This is a genomic window from Arthrobacter sp. SAFR-179, assembly GCF_059414945.1.
In genome coordinates this window covers 214,177-232,173 of the sequence record NZ_JBPFDM010000001.1, presented here as the reverse complement: position 1 = coordinate 232,173, position 17,997 = coordinate 214,177, and the positions used below count along the sequence as shown (strand labels likewise).

Annotated in this window: 17 protein-coding genes; 5 read left to right on the top strand and 12 right to left on the bottom strand. The window is 67.2% G+C overall.

Annotated features, from left to right (window positions below; all coding sequences use genetic code 11):
• Positions 1-95 precede the first annotated feature (95 nt).
• The 3 genes from ACR65K_RS01185 (at position 96) to ACR65K_RS01175 (ending at position 2,597) form a co-directional block, all read left to right on the top strand.
• Positions 96-899, top strand: a complete 804-nt coding sequence (locus ACR65K_RS01185; protein ID WP_056329420.1) for an ABC transporter substrate-binding protein — start codon at positions 96-98, stop codon at positions 897-899.
• A 93-nt stretch (positions 900-992) separates the two neighbouring features.
• Complete coding sequence (locus tag ACR65K_RS01180) at positions 993-1,784, top strand: amino acid ABC transporter permease (RefSeq protein ID WP_440151032.1); 792 nt, start codon at positions 993-995, stop codon at positions 1,782-1,784.
• Between the two features lie 12 nt (positions 1,785-1,796).
• Complete coding sequence (locus ACR65K_RS01175; RefSeq protein ID WP_056329415.1) at positions 1,797-2,597, top strand: amino acid ABC transporter ATP-binding protein; 801 nt, start codon at positions 1,797-1,799, stop codon at positions 2,595-2,597.
• Positions 2,598-2,713: 116 nt separating this feature from the next.
• On the opposite strand, the gene menD is transcribed toward ACR65K_RS01175, so the two are convergent.
• From menD to ACR65K_RS01140, 7 genes are all read right to left on the bottom strand, one after another.
• Positions 2,714-4,453, bottom strand: a complete 1,740-nt coding sequence (gene menD / locus ACR65K_RS01170) for a 2-succinyl-5-enolpyruvyl-6-hydroxy-3-cyclohexene-1-carboxylic-acid synthase (protein ID WP_440151453.1) — start codon at positions 4,451-4,453, stop codon at positions 2,714-2,716.
• Positions 4,454-4,671: 218 nt separating this feature from the next.
• A complete protein-coding gene (locus tag ACR65K_RS01165; RefSeq protein WP_440151031.1) occupies positions 4,672-6,738 on the bottom strand; it encodes a PhoX family protein in 2,067 nt (688 codons plus the stop codon).
• 171 nt (positions 6,739-6,909) lie between these two features.
• Positions 6,910-7,938 carry an o-succinylbenzoate synthase gene (locus ACR65K_RS01160; RefSeq protein ID WP_440151030.1) on the bottom strand — a complete coding sequence of 343 codons (1,029 nt, stop codon included), beginning with the start codon at positions 7,936-7,938 and terminating at the stop codon, positions 6,910-6,912.
• Positions 7,939-7,999: 61 nt separating this feature from the next.
• Positions 8,000-9,016 (bottom strand): magnesium/cobalt transporter CorA, encoded by a 1,017-nt coding sequence (gene corA / locus ACR65K_RS01155; protein ID WP_056329405.1) that lies wholly within the window; start codon positions 9,014-9,016, stop codon positions 8,000-8,002.
• Entirely contained in the window at positions 9,013-9,609 is a 597-nt protein-coding gene (locus ACR65K_RS01150; protein WP_440151029.1) for a GbsR/MarR family transcriptional regulator, read from the bottom strand. Before ACR65K_RS01150 ends, corA begins: the two co-directional genes overlap by 4 nt.
• A complete protein-coding gene (locus tag ACR65K_RS01145; protein WP_440151028.1) occupies positions 9,606-11,228 on the bottom strand; it encodes an ABC transporter permease in 1,623 nt (540 codons plus the stop codon). Before ACR65K_RS01145 ends, ACR65K_RS01150 begins: the two co-directional genes overlap by 4 nt.
• Before the next feature lies 1 nt (position 11,229).
• Entirely contained in the window at positions 11,230-12,216 is a 987-nt protein-coding gene (locus ACR65K_RS01140) for an ABC transporter ATP-binding protein (RefSeq protein ID WP_440151026.1), read from the bottom strand.
• A gap of 53 nt (positions 12,217-12,269) precedes the next feature.
• Between ACR65K_RS01140 and ACR65K_RS01135 the strand changes: the two genes are divergently transcribed.
• Together ACR65K_RS01135 and ACR65K_RS01130 are read left to right on the top strand one after the other, a co-directional pair.
• Positions 12,270-13,460 carry an MFS transporter gene (locus tag ACR65K_RS01135; RefSeq protein WP_440151025.1) on the top strand — a complete coding sequence of 397 codons (1,191 nt, stop codon included), beginning with the start codon at positions 12,270-12,272 and terminating at the stop codon, positions 13,458-13,460.
• A gap of 36 nt (positions 13,461-13,496) precedes the next feature.
• The gene (locus ACR65K_RS01130) at positions 13,497-14,402 is read left to right on the top strand and encodes a phosphatase PAP2 family protein (RefSeq protein WP_440151024.1); all 906 of its coding nucleotides are present in this window, start codon (positions 13,497-13,499) and stop codon (positions 14,400-14,402) included.
• 60 nt (positions 14,403-14,462) lie between these two features.
• Here the strand turns inward: ACR65K_RS01130 and ACR65K_RS01125 are convergent, their stop codons facing one another.
• The 5 genes from ACR65K_RS01125 to ACR65K_RS01105 form a co-directional block, all read right to left on the bottom strand.
• The gene (locus ACR65K_RS01125; RefSeq protein WP_056329390.1) at positions 14,463-15,458 is read right to left on the bottom strand and encodes an aldo/keto reductase; all 996 of its coding nucleotides are present in this window, start codon (positions 15,456-15,458) and stop codon (positions 14,463-14,465) included.
• A gap of 194 nt (positions 15,459-15,652) precedes the next feature.
• Positions 15,653-16,036 (bottom strand): VOC family protein, encoded by a 384-nt coding sequence (locus tag ACR65K_RS01120; protein WP_307088490.1) that lies wholly within the window; start codon positions 16,034-16,036, stop codon positions 15,653-15,655.
• A 163-nt stretch (positions 16,037-16,199) separates the two neighbouring features.
• The gene (locus tag ACR65K_RS01115; protein WP_440151023.1) at positions 16,200-16,688 is read right to left on the bottom strand and encodes a hypothetical protein; all 489 of its coding nucleotides are present in this window, start codon (positions 16,686-16,688) and stop codon (positions 16,200-16,202) included.
• Positions 16,689-17,333: a signal peptidase I gene (locus ACR65K_RS01110; RefSeq protein WP_056329383.1), complete on the bottom strand. Its 645-nt coding sequence runs from the start codon at positions 17,331-17,333 to the stop codon at positions 16,689-16,691.
• A gap of 12 nt (positions 17,334-17,345) precedes the next feature.
• Positions 17,346-17,942 (bottom strand): hypothetical protein, encoded by a 597-nt coding sequence (locus tag ACR65K_RS01105; RefSeq protein ID WP_440151022.1) that lies wholly within the window; start codon positions 17,940-17,942, stop codon positions 17,346-17,348.
• Positions 17,943-17,997 lie beyond the last annotated feature (55 nt).

The window sequence follows — 17,997 nt, the reverse complement described above, 5'->3', positions numbered from 1 at the left end:
ATCAAAAGAAGTTTTCTGTGATGCACATCTCCTTATCGGCGCTACACTATGAACCGGTTTAGTCCCGCATACCCCTGCAACAAAAGGTAAGAAATATGCAGCTCAAGTCCCTGGCCACGGCCAAAATGTCAGCCAAGGCAGCAGCACTCCTCGCCGTCGGCGCCCTCACCCTCACGGCATGCGGCGGGGGAAGCTCCACCCCGGCAGCCTCTGAAGGCGGCGTAAAGCTGATCAACGCCGGCAAGCTCACTGTCTGCTCGGACATCCCCTACGAGCCCTTCGAATTCCAGAAGGATGGCAAGACTGTCGGTTTCGACATCGACATCGCCAACGAGGTTGCCAAGGACCTCGGCGCGGAACTCAACACGGTGGACAGCTCCTTCGAGGCCATCGAGACCGGCACCGCTCTGACCCAGTGCGATGTGTCCATCTCCTCGATCTCCATCACCGATACGCGCAAGTCGGTCATGGATTTCTCCACGCCCTACCTGGATGACGACCTGACGCTGGTGGCCAACACCGGTTCGGGAATCAAGAGCCTGGATGACGCCAAGGGCAAGAAGGTGGGCGTGCAGCAGGCCACCACCGGCGCTGAGTACGCCAAGGACAAGGGCATCGAGGCCCAGCAGTTTGAGGACACCGGCCTCCTGGTCCAGGCCCTCCAGGCAGGCACCGTCGACGCTGCACTGGGCAACCAGTCCGTCCTGGGCTACGCCATCAAGGACGACCCCAAGTTCAAGAGCGTCGAGGACTTCGCAACGGGCGAGAAGCTCGGCATCGCCGTCAAGAAGGGCAACACGGCCATGCTGGAGAAGGTCAACGGCACGCTCAAGCGCCTGACCGATGACGGCTCGCTGGAAAAGTTCAAGACCACCTGGTTCGGCCAGACCGCCAAGTAGGCCTGCGGGCTATCGAACGCCGCTGGGGCCCCGGACAGGCTGTAGTCAGTCCGTCCGGGGCCTCAGCCACGCACAACGAAATGTGAGCTATTAATGGCAATGACCGCACGCCAACGGGCCCGGGTAAGCCTTTACGTCCAGGGCGCAATCTTCCTCGTGGCCCTGGTGGCCATCATCCTGGCCGTGGACTGGAAGACCATCGGCACCAGTGTCTTCAACTTCGGCAAGATCGGTCCGATGTTCCCGGACATCTTCCTGTCCGGCCTTAAGAACACCCTGGTTTACACCTTCCTCGGCTTTATTGTGGGGCTCTCCGGAGGCCTGCTGCTGGCCCTCATGAAGCTCTCCAGCTTCCCGCTCTACCGCTGGATCGCCACCAACTACATCGAATTCTTCCGCGGCATTCCCGCGCTCCTGGTCTTCATCGCCTTTGGCTACGGTGTTCCGCTGGCGTTCGGCGTCCAGTGGAACGTCACCATCGTGGTCATGATCTCCCTGGGCATGGTGGCCTCGGCCTACATCGCAGAGACGCTTCGCGCCGGCCTCCAGGCTGTGCCCAAGGGCCAGCTCGAGGCAGCCCGGTCACTGGGCATGCCGCAGTGGCGGGCCATGGTGACCATCGTGATCCCGCAGGCCTTCAAGATCGTCCTGCCGCCGCTGACCAATGAGGTCATCCTGCTGACCAAGGACTCCTCGCTGATCTACGTCCTGGGCCTGACCGCCTCGCAGTACGAACTCACCAAGTTCGGCCGCGACGGTATCTCCAGCCTGGGCGCGGGCCTGACGCCGCTCCTGGTGGCCGGTGCCTTCTACCTGGTGATCACCATCCCGCTGAGCCTCCTGGCCCGGAAGTTCGAAAGCCGCTCCGCGCGGACCAAGCGATAGGCAGGGAAGACCATGAACGACGTCGTAAATTCCTCCGGCAGCACCAGCACCATCCACGCCGCCGGCGTAGCCATCAAGGACCTGCGGAAGTCCTACGGTTCGAATGAGGTCCTGAAGGGCATCAGCCTGAACGTTGCCCCGGGTGAAGTGGTCTGCCTGATCGGCCCTTCCGGCTCCGGCAAATCCACGCTGCTCCGTTGCGTAAATCTGCTGGAGCAGCCCAACCAGGGCAGCATCCATGTGGGCGGCTTCGAGGCCACCGATCCGGATGTGGACATCGACAAGATGCGCCGCAAGGTGGGCATGGTGTTCCAGCAGTTCAACCTGTTCCCGCACCTGGACGCCAAGCGGAACTGCACCGTGGCGCAGACCAAGGTGTTGAAGCGCTCCCAGGCCGAGGCGGACAAGGTGGCATTGCACAACCTTGAGCGCGTAGGCCTGGGGCACCTCGCGGACCGGTTCCCCGACCAGCTTTCCGGCGGCCAGCAGCAGCGTGTGGCAATCGCCCGCGCCCTCAGCATGGACCCCGAACTGATGCTCTTTGACGAGCCCACGTCCGCATTGGACCCGGAAACCGTGGGCGATGTCCTCTCGGTCATGCGCAACCTGGCCAAGGAAGGCATGACCATGCTGGTGGTGACCCACGAGATGGGCTTCGCCCGCGAGGTGGCCGACCGCGTGGTGTTCATGGACGGCGGCGTAGTTGTGGAGGAAGGCGTGGCCGAACAGGTCATTTCCGCCCCCACCCAGCCCCGCACCAAGGAGTTCCTGCGCCGCGTCCTGGATCCCACCCACATCGAGATCGAGGAATAGGTCTCCGCGACTTTTCGACGCTCACATTCCCTGGCGCTGACGATATTTCGGCGGCGCCAGGGAATTTTTTCGTCCGGGGTAGTTTGCGCGCCGGCCAACCTAACCCGGGCGAGTGCCTATTGCCCCGCCAGCACACCCTCGACAGCGGCAGCAACGGCGTCCTTGATCCGGGCATGCAGCTGCCGCAGCTGCCGGCGGTCCGTCCGGACCTCCACAATGCTGCGCCCCTGCACCGGCCGGGCGAGCGCTTCGGCGAGTCCCGCCGTCGTACTTACCAATGAATGGCCGACGCCGTACGCTGCGGCGAGTGCCGCGATGTCCACGGAGTGCGGGGTGGCGAAGAGCCGTTCGACGGCGTCTCCGTAGCGGCCGCCCTCCTCGACTCCCCCGTGTTCCAGCAGCCCGAAGATGGCGCCGCCGGAATCGTTCAGGACCACGATCCGCAGGTCCGGCTGTTCTTCCCCGGCGCCGAGGAGGAGCCCGCCGGCGTCGTGCAGGAACGTCACGTCGCCCATCAGCACCGTGGTCTCCTGCCGGCCGCCCAGGGCGATGCCGGTGGCCGTGGAAACGGTGCCGTCGATCCCGGCCAGGCCCCTGTTCGCGTAGACCGTGGCGGCGGGATCAGGCGCGGGCAAGCCGGCCAGGTCCACATCCCTGATGCCGTTGGAGGACCCGAGCAGCAGCTGGCCGCGGGCGTGCTTCCAGACCAGCGCGGCGACAGAGGGCCCGGTGGCAGCGGCCTCTGCGGAGATTACCTGGTCCAGGGCATGCTGCGCAGCGGAGCCGGCGAGGAGCCAGGTGTCCAGCCAGGCAGAGGCTCCCCGGCCGGCGAAATCGGCAAGGTCCGCCAGGTTTTCCAGCGGCAGCTCGGTTCGGCGGCCGGGCTCGTACCAGGCGACCGGAACCGGCTGGTACAGGGCCGATTCAACATCGGCGCGGGCCAGGAGCGCAGCCACCGGACGGGACAGGGTGGGCCGGCCGAACAGCACCACACGTTCAACCGGCTGTGCGGAACCGGGGCCGAAATGCTCCAGCAGCAGCCGGTACGGGCCTACGGCGTTGGGCCCGAAGCGGGAATTGGAGGACGGTTCGGCCAGCAGCGGCAGGTTGTGGGCCCGGGCAAAGGCCTCGGCGACCGGACCGGCGTCGTGCCCTGCCAGCACCACCGTGCGCCGCTCCGGCAGGCTGTCCGGTGCCGGCGGCAGGTTCATGACCAGGGGCTCGCTGCCCACCCGGTAGCGCTGCCGCTCCACCGCCGCCGGCAGCCCTTCGTCCTGCGACGGAACCAGGGGATCACGGAACGCGAGGTTCAGCTGGACCGGGCCCGGCGGCAGGTCCGGAAAGGCTCCGGTTGCAGCGGAGAGCCCGGTCTGGACGGCGCGCTCGGGGTTGGTCCCGGCGGGAACGTCCACGGCGAAGCGCACCTGCTCACCGAAGAGGTCCGGCTGGATGGTGGTCTGGTTGGCACCGGTTCCGCGCAGTTCGTCGGGCCGGTCCGCGGAGAGGACTATCAGCGGGACGGCGGCATGGTTGGCCTCCATCACCGCCGGCATCAGGTTCCCGACGGCGGTCCCGGACGTGGTGAGGACGGCCGCCGGAGACCCGGTGGACAGGGCCAAGCCCAGGGCCGTGAAGCCCGCGGAGCGCTCGTCGATCCGCACCAGCAGGTCCACCCGCCCGGCCGCAGAGGCCTCGGCCAGGGCGTACGCCATAGGGGCCGACCGGGAACCCGGCGATACCACCACGTGCCGCACGCCGCCGTCGAGCAGAACGTCGACGGCGGTCCGCGCCGCAGCCAGTGCGCTCAGCTCAGGCGCGTCCACCTCGGGGATGTTCGGTGCAGGTTCGTTCGGCAAAGTCACCCAACCAGTCTGCCACCCCGCAACCCCCGCTCAGGTTTGGCAGCCAATATCCCAACCCCCGCTCACCTTTCGTCGCCCAAAACGAAACGCCCGCTCACCTTCCGGCTCCATCAGGGCTGGAAGGTGAGCGGGCGTTTCCAGAAAACCCGTCAAAAGTGAGCGGGCGTTTCCAGCAAACCGTCAAAGGTGAGCGGGCGTTCCGGGAAGAGGAACTAGGCGCGGAACACCTGGACCACTGAGGGACGCGGGGCGCGCACCTGGCCGGGTGCCGGCGTCGTACCTGCCGGGACGTAGTCCGGGAAGTAGGAGTTGGGCGCCTCAAAGGTGCCGTCCTCGCCCGGGTGCTGCACAGAGACGAACACCATGCGCTCGTCGTCGTGGATGACCGGGCCGCAGGTCTCGGCGTCGCGGGGCACGGAGAGGAACTGCTCCACCTTGCCGCGCTCGGCGCCGTCCAGGGTGACTTTGAAGAGCCCGTCGTTATAGCCGATGCCGGAGGGGGCACCGTCGGTGGAGATCCAGAGGTTGCCCACGGAGTCGAAGGCCACGTTGTCCGGGCAGGAGATGGGCGAGACCTTGTCCACCGGGTAGCCCGAGAAATATGTGACGTCGCCCTGGGCCGGATCGCCGCAGACCATCAGGAGTGCCCAGTTGAACTTGGTGGAGGTCTGGTCTCCGGTTTCGGTGATTTCCACGATGTGCCCATCGCGGTTTTGCGTGCGCGGGTTGACTTCGGTGGCGCCTTCCTTGGTGCCGGTGCCGCGGTCCGAGTTGTTGGTGCAGACCACGTAGACCTTGCCGGTGTGCAGGCTGGGCTGGACGTCCTCGCAACGGTCCATCTTGGTGGGACCCACCTTGTCCGCGGCGAGGCGGGTGTACACCAGGACCTCCTCCACGGACATGCCGGGGACAGCGGACTTCCCGCCCACCACCAGGGGCAGCCATTCGCCAGTGCCGTCGAAGGCGCCATCGGCCGGGAGCTTGCCCGTTCCGTCGATGTCCGTGGCGGGTGAGTTCCCGGTGAACTTGGCAACGTAGAGGTCGCCCTCGGACAGCAGGTTCATGTTGTGCCGGCGGTCGCCTTCACGGTACTTCTCCGCGGAGACGAACTTGTAGAGGTAGTCGAACTTCTCGTCGTCGCCCATGTAGGCCACCACATGGCCCGATTCGGCCACAATCACGTTGGCGCCCTCGTGCTTGAAGCGGCCCATGGCGGAGCGCTTCTTGGGGGTGGAGGTGGGGTCGAACGGGTCCACTTCAACGATCCAGCCGAAGCGGTTGGTTTCGTTCTCGTAGCCGGGGTTGCGGGTGTCGAAGCGGGGATCGTCCAGTTCCCACTTGCGGGCGGTGGGCTTGGCGGAGAGGCCGTAGCGCTTGTCGCTGGCGGAGATGCCGGCGGCCACGAAGTAGCCGTTGAAGTTTTCCTCACCCGAGAGGATGGTGCCCCAGGGGGTGGTGCCGCCGGAGCAGTTGCCGAACGTGCCCTTGATGGCGCGGCCCGAGGGATCTGCGGTGGTCTTGACCAGTGCCGAGCCGGCCACGGGGCCGGTCAGTTCGTACGTGGTGTCGGAGAGGTAGCGGCGGTTCAGCGGGGCGCCCTTGACGTAGTTCCACGGCTTGGTGGTGTTCTTGCGCTCAAGTTCAACCACGGCCAGGCCGTGTGCTGCCCGGCCGATCGCCCGGGTTTCCGCGGCGTCGTACCCGGCAGGGACCATGATGCTCTCATTGGTGTATTCGTGGTTGGTGAACAGCACGGCGCGGCGGCCCTTGCTGCCCGGGATTTCCACGATGTCCGTGTAGTCGTTGTTGTAGCCGAACTGGCGGGCCTGGGCTGCCGCGGTCTGGTTGTTCAGGTCAAAATCCGGCGAGTCGGCGAACAGCGGATCGCCCCATCGGATGATGGGCTGCCAGGTGAAGCCTTCCGGCACGGTGAAGGCGTCCACGGCCTTGTCCACGGGCTTGATGGCGGTGAACTGCAGCTTGGAGTTGCCGAAGCCTTCCTTGGCGGCCTTGGACAGGCCGGCAGCGGAGGCGGGCTCGGCGGAGGACACAGCAGAACCGAGGACGACGGCGAGTGCACCGGCGGCTCCCATGCCCAGGGCGGCGCGGCGGGACAGGGTGGCGGAGGCAATGTCGCGGAAGTAGCTGTTGGAACTGGTGTTGCAGACATCGCCGGCGCAGGCGTTGTCACACTTGAGCGCGCAGGTGACGGGGCTCCGCTTGCCCTTGGTGTGGCCGAGCATGGGCAGCAGGGTGAACTTGCGGGCAGTTTCAGACATGGGAACCTTCCAAGGAATCTCGCTGGGGTGCCTGATCACCCTTCCAGCCGGTTCCTACGGGAAGCCATCAATTGGATGAAGTTATGGTGAACCGCCCGTGACCTGCAGGAACATCACCAAAACCCGCATCGATTGCTGAGTAACTGCCGTTTTGGGACCTGAAAACGGCAGTTACGGAGCAATCGATGGTGGGGTGGGTGCTGAACTGAGGAGGGCGTGGACGCGGCGGAGCCGGGCCAGCCACCAGTCGCGGCGTTCGGCAGAAGCCGCAAACTGCTCAAGCAGCCCAGCGTCGGCACTGACGTCGCGGAGGCGGATGGCGCCGTCGTCTGCCACCAAGGGGTCCAGCGTGATGTCCGATTCGAACAGGGACACGGTTCCCAGGCCGCAGGCATAAGGCAGCTGCGGCAGGGCGGCGGCGAGGGCAAGGCCCGCACGGATGCCCACGGAGGTGTCCAGCGCTGAGCTGACGACGGCGGGAAGTCCGGCCTGTGCCACGATGTCCAGGGCGCGCCGCACTCCCCCAAGCGGGGCCACCTTGACGACGAGAAGGTCCGCGGCGCCTGCCCGGGCCACCCTGAGCGGATCGGTTTCCTTGCGGACGCTCTCGTCCGCGGCGATCAGCACCGGGGTCCCGGCTTCGCGCAACCGGGACCGGACCTCCGCCAGGCCCTCGATAGTAGGTACCGGCTGCTCGGCGTACTCCAGCCCAAACGGCGCCAGCCGGGTCAGCGCTGCCACGGCGCCGGACACGTCCCAGCCGCCGTTGGCGTCCACGCGGATGGCTGCGTCCGGCAAAACGCTGCGGACGGCACTTACCCGGGCCTCGTCGTCGTCCAGGGACTGTCCGTGCTCGGCCACTTTGACCTTCACGGCGTCCACCCGGCCGAACCGGTCCAGCACGTCGGGAACGCAGTCGGCGGAAACGGCGGGCACGGTGGCGTTGACCGGTACGGACTGCCGCACGGGAGGCGGGAATCCCTGCCAGCCCGCTTCGATGGCCGCGGCCAGCCACCGGGAGGCTTCGGCGTCGCCGTACTCCGGGAACGGGCAGAACTCGCCCCAGCCCGCCGGCCCGCGCAGCAACAGCGTTTCACGTTCCATGATGCCGCGGAACTTCACCCGCATGGGCAGGCTGACCACCCGGGCGCCTGACAGCAACTCTTCCAGCGGGGGGATCCGGAACTCGGGGGCAGGCATGGCTTCACTGTACCGGCGGCTCCGAGGGCAGCAGCGAGGCTGCCGGGGCTATGTGCACAACTCAGATCCACTTTTTGTGCTTGAACGCCAGGTAAAGGCCCAGGCCCATCGCAGCCATCAGGCCCAGGGCGTAGGGGTAGCCGTAGGTCCAGGCGAGTTCAGGCATGCTGGCGAAATTCATGCCGTAGATAGATGCCACCAGCGTGGGAGCGAACAGGATGGCAGCCCAGGAGGAGATGCGCTTGACCTGCTCGCTCTGTTCAAAGCTGGACTCGGTCATCCGCTGCATTTCCTCGTTTTGCCGCTGGGCCACCAGGGCCGCGTTCACGGCGAGCGCGTTCTGGAGCAGGGCGCGGAAAGATGCCACTCGCTCATTGATCCGGATGACGTGGTCCAGGACATCGCGGTAGTGGTCCCGGAGCTCGGTTGCCTGGTCGCGGTCCGGAGCCCCGGTAATCAGGGCCTGCAGTATTCCAGCCAGCGGACTGGTGGCCCGCTGGAAGATGATCACCTGGCGGGACAGTTCGTAGATGCGGCGGGAAACATCCGGATCGGCCCCGAAGAGGTCATCCTCAATCTCATCGATGTCGTTTTCGAGGCCGGCCACCACCGGCTCGTATTCGTCCACCACCTGGTCAAGGATCCCGTAGAGCACGGCATCCGGCCCCAGGGCCAGGAATTCGGGCATCGACTCCATCCGGCGCCGGACCTTGGCCAGGTCCGGAGACTCGGCGTGCCGCACCGTCACCACGTACTCATCACCGGCAAAGATGTGGATCTCGCCGAAGTCCACCTTTTCCTCGTCGTCCCGGTACCTGGCGGGCCGCAGCACCAGGAAGAGGCACTCGCCGTAGTGCTCCAGCTTGGCCCGCTGATGGCCGGCGAGCGCATCCTCGATGGCCAGGGCGTTGAGGTCGAATTCCTCGCCGACGGACTTCAACTCCTCACCGTCCGGCCGGTACAGCCCGATCCACGCCATCCCCTCGCGCTGGCGGAGCAGGAAGTAGGTCTCGTCCAGGTCCTCCGGGTCCTCGGTGCGCAGCCCGTTCACGTACACCGCGTTATCAATGATGGTCACGGCGGGCCCTCCCCGGACCGCTCCCGCTCCCAGTCATCCAACAGGGTCGGCATCCTGGAATTGAGGAACCGGTAGAAGCGGGCCATGTCCGCCACGCGGGCCCGTGCGGCCGATCCCTCCGGGAGGGTATCCGCCGTCGCATCCGTCAGCGAAGCAAGCTTCTCGTAGATGGGGCTGTTTCGCATGGACACCACGTACCACTCGTCCTCATGCAGCGCGTAGAGGTCGCGGCGGCTGCCGGGCTGGGAGACGCGGTGCACGAAGCCCACGGTCTGCAGGTACCGCACGGCCCCGGAGACCGCTGCTGCACTGGCCCCCAGCCGTTCCCCGAGCTCCGCCGCCGTGAGGCCGCCCGTCTCGGACGACACCAGGGCAAGCAACGTCCGCGCCGGCATCTTGGGGAAACCAGCCGCTGCGAAGGCAGCAGCTGTTCGTTCGGCAGCGGCGACCGTGGCACCGGCATCGGCATATTCAACAGGCCCGGAATCCGAGGCAACCCCGGCAACCCCGCCAGGCGCCGGCATCGAGCCAGGCCCCGGGATCGAGTCGGGCCCCGAAACCGGGCCGGTCCCAACCTCAGGGTTTGCGCTCATGCCTGCCCCACTTCCCGCCGCCGCATCACTGCAACTGCCACAGCGGCTGCAACCACGGCGACGGCCAGCATCCACCATGCGCCGCTCCAGTCCGTGGCGTCGCCCTGCGGAACCGGTGTGTGGGTGAACGGGGACAGGTTGCGCAGGTTTTGGTCCAGGCCCAGCATGCCGCCAAAAATGCCCAGCACCACACCCAGGGCCAGCAGCGCCCAGCTGGCGGCGATGGTTGCCGCGGGCCACAGGACGAACACCAGGGCCGGAACAGCCAGGTAAATCAGCGCCGCCGGCACCTGGGCCAGCGCGGTTTCCCACAGCGCATCGGCGGGCATGGACGCATCACCGGAGCCGGCGAGCGCGGCCCACGCACCTACGCCGGCCAGCCCTATGACCAGCACTACAGCCGCCGCACCCAGCAGCAGGTAGCCGGCCAGCCAGCGGACCCGCCCCACGGGAACGGCCAGCAGGAGTTCGGCGGTTCCGGCCGCTTCCTCCTGCCGCAGCCTGATGACCGCCTGCAGCGCGCAGGCAGCCGCCAGCACTCCGGCCATGGAGAAGATCACCGAGACCATGAGCTGGGTCAGCGAGATCCCCTGCGCCTGGAGCATGGCCCGCATCACCGCCGTGATACCCGTCCCGGGCGTATCGAGGGCGGCCACTGCCTTGCCCAGCGACCCCGCGAGCAGTCCCAGCGCCATTCCACTCAGCGCCCAGCCGATGATCGATCCGCTTTGCAGCCGCAGTGCCAGGGCCACCGGACTCCGTAGCCCCGGCCGGGCGGCGGCACGCCCTGGCCTGGCACCCCACACGCTGTCCCCGCTGTCCCGGTGCCGAAGGACGAGCCAGGCGGCCGTCAGGCAGACGGCGGCAAGCCCCAACGGCAGCAGCAGCGGCCAGGCGCGGTTCCCGGAGTAGGCATACGTCTGCTGGCCCCAGCCGATCGGTGAGAACCAGCTGGCAGGCCCCTCGGTCATGGTGGTTCCGTCGGCGCCGGGCGTCCCGGTGGCGTCCCCGATCCCGCGCAGGACGTAGGCAAGGACCACCAGCGCGGCAGAGACGCCGTTTGCGCCGCGCGAGGTCCCCATGAACTGGGCCACGAGCAGCCCCACGCCCAGGAACACCAGGCCGACGGCGCCCGTTGCGGCTCCGGCGGTCAGGGAGCCTTGCGGGTCCAGGCCCTGGGCAGCAAAGCCGGCGAACACGGCGAGCGCCACGAGGATGTTCGCGGTGACTCCGTGCAGCAGGGTGGCGGCATTGGGCAGCAGGCGTCCGGCAGGCGTGGCGGACACCAGTTCCGCCCCGCCGGTTTCCTCATCGGCCCGGGTGTGGCGTACTGCCAAGAAAGTACTCATCAGGCCGGCCAGGAGCGCGAGGAAGGCGTAGATCAGGAAGAACGTGAAGGCGCCCTGGTCTGCGCCGCGGGGCAGGCCGCGCAGCATCAGGATGGCGGGCGTGGCGATGGCCACCTGCAAAATCTCGGTCCGTGCCGCTGCGCTGCCGTAGGTTTGGGTAACGGCTGCCGCCGCGAACAATGCGAACGCCCCGATGGCCACCACCCAGCTCACCAGCTGCCAGCGGTCCCGCCGCACGCGCTGGCCCCACAGGACAAGGAGGACGCCCAAGTCAGCTCCGTCCCCGGGCACTGAGCAGGTGCCGCCGGGAACCATGTCCACCCGCAGGTGCATCAGCCTCCGGCTCCGGAGCAGCCGAAACATCCCCGTAGTGCCGCAGGAACAGCTCCTCCAGCGACGGCGGAACAATCGTCAGGCCCTGGACGCCCAGGGCGCCCAGCGCGGGAAGGACCTCGGCGATCCGGTCCGAGTCTGCGCTGAACCTGACCCGCCCGGCGTCGAGCGTGAGGTCGTGCACCGCGCCCAGGCGAGCCAGGGCCTGCGCGTCCAGGCCGTCCGCCGCGAAGGAAACTTCGGACCTGGTGAGGTGCCGCAGCGAGTCCAGTGTGCCGCCGTCCACGATCCTGCCGGCCCGGATGATGCTTACGCGGTGGCAGAGCACCTCCACCTCGGAGAGGATGTGGCTGGAGAGCAGCACGGTGGCCCCGCGGCCGACGGCGGCCAGCAGCTCGCGCCGGAAGACCTCCTCCATGAGCGGGTCAAGGCCGCTGGTGGGCTCGTCCAGCAGGTAGACCTCGGCTTCGGTAGCCAGGGCCGCAATCAGCGCCACCTTTTGCCGGTTGCCCTTGGAGTAGGCGCGCCCCTTCTTGGCCGGGTCGAAGTCGAACTCCTCGCACAGGCGGTCCTTTCGGCGGCGGTACGCTGCACCGTCGGCGGTGCCGCCGCGCAGCCGGGACAGCAGGTCGATGGTCTCGCCGCCGGACAGATTGGGCCAGAGCCTTACGTCCCCGGGCACATATGCCAGGCGCCGGTGCAGCTCCACAGCCTGGCTCCAGGGTTCGAAGCCCAGGACAGCCGCGGAGCCGGAGGTGGGCCTGGCCAAGCCCAGGAGGATGCGGAGAGTGGTGGACTTCCCGGCGCCGTTGGGGCCCAGGAAGCCATGGATCTCACCGCGCTGGACGTCCAGGTCGAGCCCGTCCAGCGCCCTGACGTGCCCGAAGTGCTTATGCAAATTCGCAGTGTGGACCACGGTGTTCATGCTTCAAGTCTTCGCAGTTTTCACAATTTTCTGAAGGTACTAAAGTCCCCACTATGAGCACCGGCGATCCCCTGACCACTAACCAAGCCGCCCGCTCCTCCTCGGCGCCCCTGTACGCCGCCGGGTTCGTCACCGCGTTCGGTGCCCACAGCATCGCGGCCGGGCTGGGATCGCAGAGCCAAAACATCGGCCTGACCCTGCTGAACCTGGGCATCCTGCTGGCCCTCTACGACATTGCCGAGGTCTTCCTGAAGCCCGTCTTCGGTGCCCTCAGCGACCGCATCGGCGCCAAACCGGTCGTCGTCGGCGGGCTCCTCGCTTTTGCTGCCCTGTCCCTGATCGGCCTGGGCGCTGCCGACCCGTTGATCCTGGCCCTGGCCCGGCTGGGACAGGGCGCGGCGGCGTCGGCCTTCTCGCCGGCGTCGTCCGCCATGGTGGCAAGGATGGCCCGGGGCGGGAAGGCGGGCACTTACTTTGGCCGGTACGGGTCCTGGAAAAGCTTGGGTTACATCATTGGCCCGCCGCTGGGTGCCGGCCTGATCCTGGCCGGCGGCTTCCCGCTGCTGTTCGGTACCCTGTCGGCGCTTGCTGCGGTTACCGCGGTGTGGGTGCTGGTGTCCGTGCCGCACCTGGCGCCGCTGCCGCGGAAGCGGTACACGGTGATGGACCTGGCGCGGCAGGTGGGCGAGCGCCGGTTCCTGGTCCCCACGCTGGTGCTGGCCGCCTCCACGGGAGCGCTGGGCGCCGCCGTCGGCTTCCTTCCCGCGCTGGCCACCCGGCACGGCCTGGACGCCCTGGCCGGCACTGCCGCGGTAAGCGTCGTGGCGCTGGGCTCGGTGCTGACCCAGCCGTGGATCGGGCGGCGGCGGGACCGGCACGCCGTCACCGACAACAAAGGCACGACGGCGGGCCTGCTGCTGGTTGCCGCGGGCGTCGGCCTGGTGGCGGCCTTCCCCGGCGTGGTCACCATTTTCGTTGCCGCGGCGTGCATCGGGGTGGGGATCGGCGCGGTGACCCCGCTCGGTTTCGCCCACCTGGCAGACACCACCCCGCCGGAGAGGATGGGCCGGACCATGGGTTCGGCGGAACTGGGGCGCGAACTCGGCGACGCCGGCGGGCCCCTGCTGGTGGGCGGCATCGCCACGCTCACTGCGCTTCCGTTCGGGCTGGGCGCCCTGGCGCTGCTGGTGGCCGCGGCAAGCATTCCCCGCCTGGACCCGGTCCAACCCACCCCCGCCCCCTAAGCGGCCTTCCAGCTTTCTGTGTCACCCTTAACCGCGATGACTTCTTCACGGCAACTACCCACCAGGACACTTGCCCGGCCTGCCCCGGGCTCGGCGTTCCTGTTCGTGCTGTCCACCCTGGCGTGCATTGCCGGGCTGTTTGCCACCTACTACTTCTTCGTCCAGACCACCACCGGACAGTTCATTGACGAGTCCGCGCTGGTCGAAGCGGTGGAAATCCACGGGCCCGCCGGGAAGGCAGCAACCCGGTTCCTGGACCTGCTGCCCACCATCTCGCTGGTGATGGCCGCTGTCGTGGTCCTGTTCGTCACCGTGATCCGGCGGCACTGGGCGGAGGCCGGGATTGCCGTGGCCGCCTGCATCGGCGCGAACGTGGCCACCCAGGTGCTGAAGGACCTGCTGCCGCCGCGCCCGGACAAAGGGGTGCTGACGCTGGAGCTGAATTCGCTGCCGTCCGGGCACACCACCCTGGCGGCGTCCGCGGCGGCCGCCGTGTTCCTGATGGCGTCCCCGCGCTGGCGGCCCATGGCCGGCTTCATCGGCGGCAGCTTCGCCATCGCATCCGGGGTGTCCACGCTGATCAACCAGTGGCACCGGCCTGCCGACGTGGTGGCAGCGTTCCTGCTGGTGGGCGCGTTCATGATTCCGGCGGGGTGGCTGATCCTGCGCCGCGGTTCCTGGAACGAGTGGGACGGGTTCGGTGAGCATGTGGGCTCGGCCCGGATCTGGCTCACGCTGCCGGTGCTGATCGGGCTGGCCTCGGCGGTGGTGGCGGTGTTTTCGCTGATCCGGATTGCGCCCAGCCCGTGGCAGGAGGCCAGCACCACCAACTACTTCTGGGCGGGCATCGCGCTGATCGTGATCGCCGGATACCTGGCCACGGTGGCCACTACGTCGCTGTTCGCGTTCGCGGCACGACGGCGGAGCGCACCCAGGCGGTAAAGGGTTGCTTCGGCTGCAACCCACCCGGGTCCTGCCCACCCTCACAGCTGCAGGTTCAGATTAAAGGTTGGTCCGCGCCTCCGCGTCATCCGCGTACCGCGCGCCCTGGACGGGAATCTCCGTGATCAGGCCGTTCAGCCCCGCCAGCTCCGCGTCTGTAAGGACCAGGTCCGCGGCCGCAATGTTCTCCTCCAACCGGTCCAGCCTCCGGCTTCCGGGGATGGGCACAATCCAGGGCTTCTGCACCAGCAGCCAGGCCAACGCAATCTGGCCCGTCGCCGCACCCTTGTCCCGGGCGATGCTGCGCACAGCCTCGACCAAAGCCTGGTTGTGCGCCATGGCGTCCGGGCCGAACCGGGGGATGTTGGCACGTGCGTCGTTGCCGCCGTCGAACGTGCTGGATGCGTCCAGCGTCCCGGTCAGGAATCCCCGCCCCAGCGGGCTGTAGGGGACGAATCCGATGCCCAGTTCCCCGCACGTACCCAGGACCTCTTCCTCGGGGCGGCGCCACCAGAGGGAGTATTCGCTTTGGACGGCGGTGACGGGCTGGACGGCGTGGGCGCGCCGGATTGTTCCCGCTGCGGCCTCGGACATACCGAAGTGCTTCACCTTGCCGGCCTCGATGAGTTCCTTGACGGCGCCGGCCACGTCTTCGATGGGAACATTCGGATCCACCCGGTGCTGGTAATACAGGTCGATCGCCTCCACGCGGAGCCGCTGCAGGGAGCCCTCCACGGCGGCGCGGATATGCCCGGGATCGCTGGTGACATTGCCGCGCGGCTTACGCGCCACGGGATCGATGTCGAAGCCGAACTTCGTGGCAATCACCACCTGGCCGCGGTAGGGGGCCAGGGCCTCCCCCACCAGTTCCTCGTTGGCAAAGGGCCCGTAGATTTCGGCCGTATCAAAGAAGGTGACGCCACGGTCCACTGCTGCCCGGAGCAGCGCCACCATGTCTTTCCGCTCCGGCGTGCTGCCATAGCCGCCGGTCATGCTCATGCAGCCGAGTCCGATCGCAGAGACCTCCAGGTCGCGGCCGAGTGTGCGCTTGTGCATCTGTGCTCCTGTTCGCTGTGGGAGTTCCACCATCCCTGCCGTAGCACGGTTGGGCGCCCGGCAGTGAGTTTTGAGCAAATCTTGAGGAATTGGTGCCCTCCAGCTTGAGCCGCAGCGTGGATAGTTGCAGGTGCCTGGGCGGCGTCTTGAAGTGGGCGCCGCCCGGTACATTCCCCGCTCTCCCGTTGACAGCCTCAGGCTATGGGATCGAGCCGCTTGCGCAGGAGGCAGAACTCGTTGCCTTCGGGGTCCTGCAGCACGTGCCACTGCTCATCGCCGGTCTGCCCCACGTCGGCCGGCCGCGCGCCGAGGGCCAGCAGGCGTTCCAGTTCGGCGTCCTGGTCCCGGTCCACCGGGTTGACGTCGATATGCAGCGGAAGCCTCCCCACCCGTGGATTGCTGCTGGGGCTCAGGAAGATGGTGGGCTGCAGGCCGCCGAAGCCGGCGTCAGGCGGCCCGATCTCGATCGCACCGTCCTCACGGTCGATCTCCACGTACCCCAGGACATCGCTCCAGAACCGCGCAAGCAGTTCCGGGTCGGCACAGTTCAGGACCAGTTCGCTGATGCGGCATGACATGGTGCCAGTGTACGGACGGCCGTCACCAGACAGCCGGCAGACACGGGCGGGAAAGTACGACGGCGGCACGCGCCTTCCCGGGCAAAGGCCAGCTCGGCGGGAGGCGGCGCCGCTGCGTTGGGGGTATTGCAGCGGCACCTTCTTCCGCCGGGCTGGCGTCCTGTCAGGCGCAGGAGATCTTCTTGTTTCCGGTCCCGATCTCGAGGCTCACCTTGACGTACACCGTCGTCTGCGAACCGCCGGAGAAGGTAGCAACGATCTTGACTGTGGCCGGGCTGGTGTTGACTTGGGTGAAAATCGCGGAGTCTCCCCACAGCGTGACGCTCCCGGAAGTCCCGAATGGTCCGGCGGCATCTGTCGTCGTCCCGTATATTCCGTTGGTTCCGGCGGCGGAAAAGGTGAGCTTCACAGGGGCCTCGGATAAACCGGAGTACCCGAGTGATACGTACTTGTTCGCGCTGTCCACGTTGCTGCAAACAGGCGTGGGAAACACGGGACCGGGCCACGTGCCGGAGGCGGTGACGGTCATCGTGGCCGTCGCACTTTGCTGCCACAGGGCCGACGCCGAGGCGCCGCCTGCGCCCAACAGCACCGTGAGGACGAACGCCCCGACGGCGAGTCCACCACCGGGAAGGTTCCGTAACCGTGGCATCTACTCCGCCTCGGCAGCCTGTTGGTCAGGCGAACGGGTTTTGCGGACCGACTTGTAGATGGTGATGGCGCCGTAGCCGATGAGGGCCACGGCCGCGATGACCGTCCACATTCCCCGGTCCGAGTTGCCCAGGAAGTTGGCCACGAAACCCACGTAGGGAACTGCGTAGAACAACTTGCCTTTGACCTGGATGGCGCGGACCGGGTTCTCATCGTTGGCGCCGTTGTTGTCGCCCCTGGTGATCAGCGTCTTTTCGCCCTGCTGGGTGGACCCGAAACCGACGATCCGGTGTGTTTCCACCTCCGGCCGGCCCGAGTAGAGCTGGAAGGCGATGACATCGCCATACTTGAGCTCGTCAAACGGCGCAGGCTTCATCACCATGAACGTGCCCGGCGGGTATTTCTGGGCCATGGAGTTGGTCAGCACCGTATAGGTCTGCGAGCCCGTGGCCACCGGCACCACGATCAGGACCATCGCGGCGAAAAGTGCCGCCAGCATGGCGGCCAAGCTCAGCAAACGTCCGACGGCGGTCCAGGCGGCATTGCGCCTGCGTCCCCGCTGCTGCGTGTCCGCCTTGGTCCCGTTCCGGCGTTCGGTGGAGCCGGCGTCGCCGCCGAGCAGGCGTTCGGTCAGGTCAGTACTCACCGGACACACCCCTCAGAGCTGCCGTGCGGTGAGCTGGATGGAGATGGTCACAGATTTTCCTTCTACTGATGGTGAGGCGTTTGCGGCGTTCGCGTTCAGGCTGACCTGGAAGCAGAAGACCGTGGAACCGCCCTTTGCAACCGTAGGCGAGACCAACCCGGCGGTACTGATCGACGCGAAGCCTGCGGTGGTGCTGCATTCGGCCGAGGAAGCGGCCGTTTTGGCGCTGACACTGATGTAGCCGGCAAGGGTTCCGCCGCCGACATTGGCGATGGCGGGCTGGCTTGCCGTCATGGTCGTGTTGAACTGGCCGCCGGCGTTGGTGCTGTTGGTGACCACCACACCGCCGTAGACCGGAGTGCCTGGCCCCAGGGTCCCTGCGGGTGACAGGGTCAGGGTGGCTGGCGTCCCGTTGGCCAGGGTCATGGTGGTTGTTTGGCCCGTGTTGACCGCCGTCAGCGCCGTATCGAACGACGCCGACGTAATGGTTCCAGGAGAGGCGGACGCCGCCGCACTCCACAACGCGTAGGTTCCCTGAACTGTCAACAGGCCCAGGACCACTGCACCGGCGACCAATACTGCCGCCTGCAGCCTGCGCTTGATGCGCATGATCTCCTCCTGGTCCTGGTTCCTGCTTCCGTAATTCAGGCGGGTGGCGTTTCAG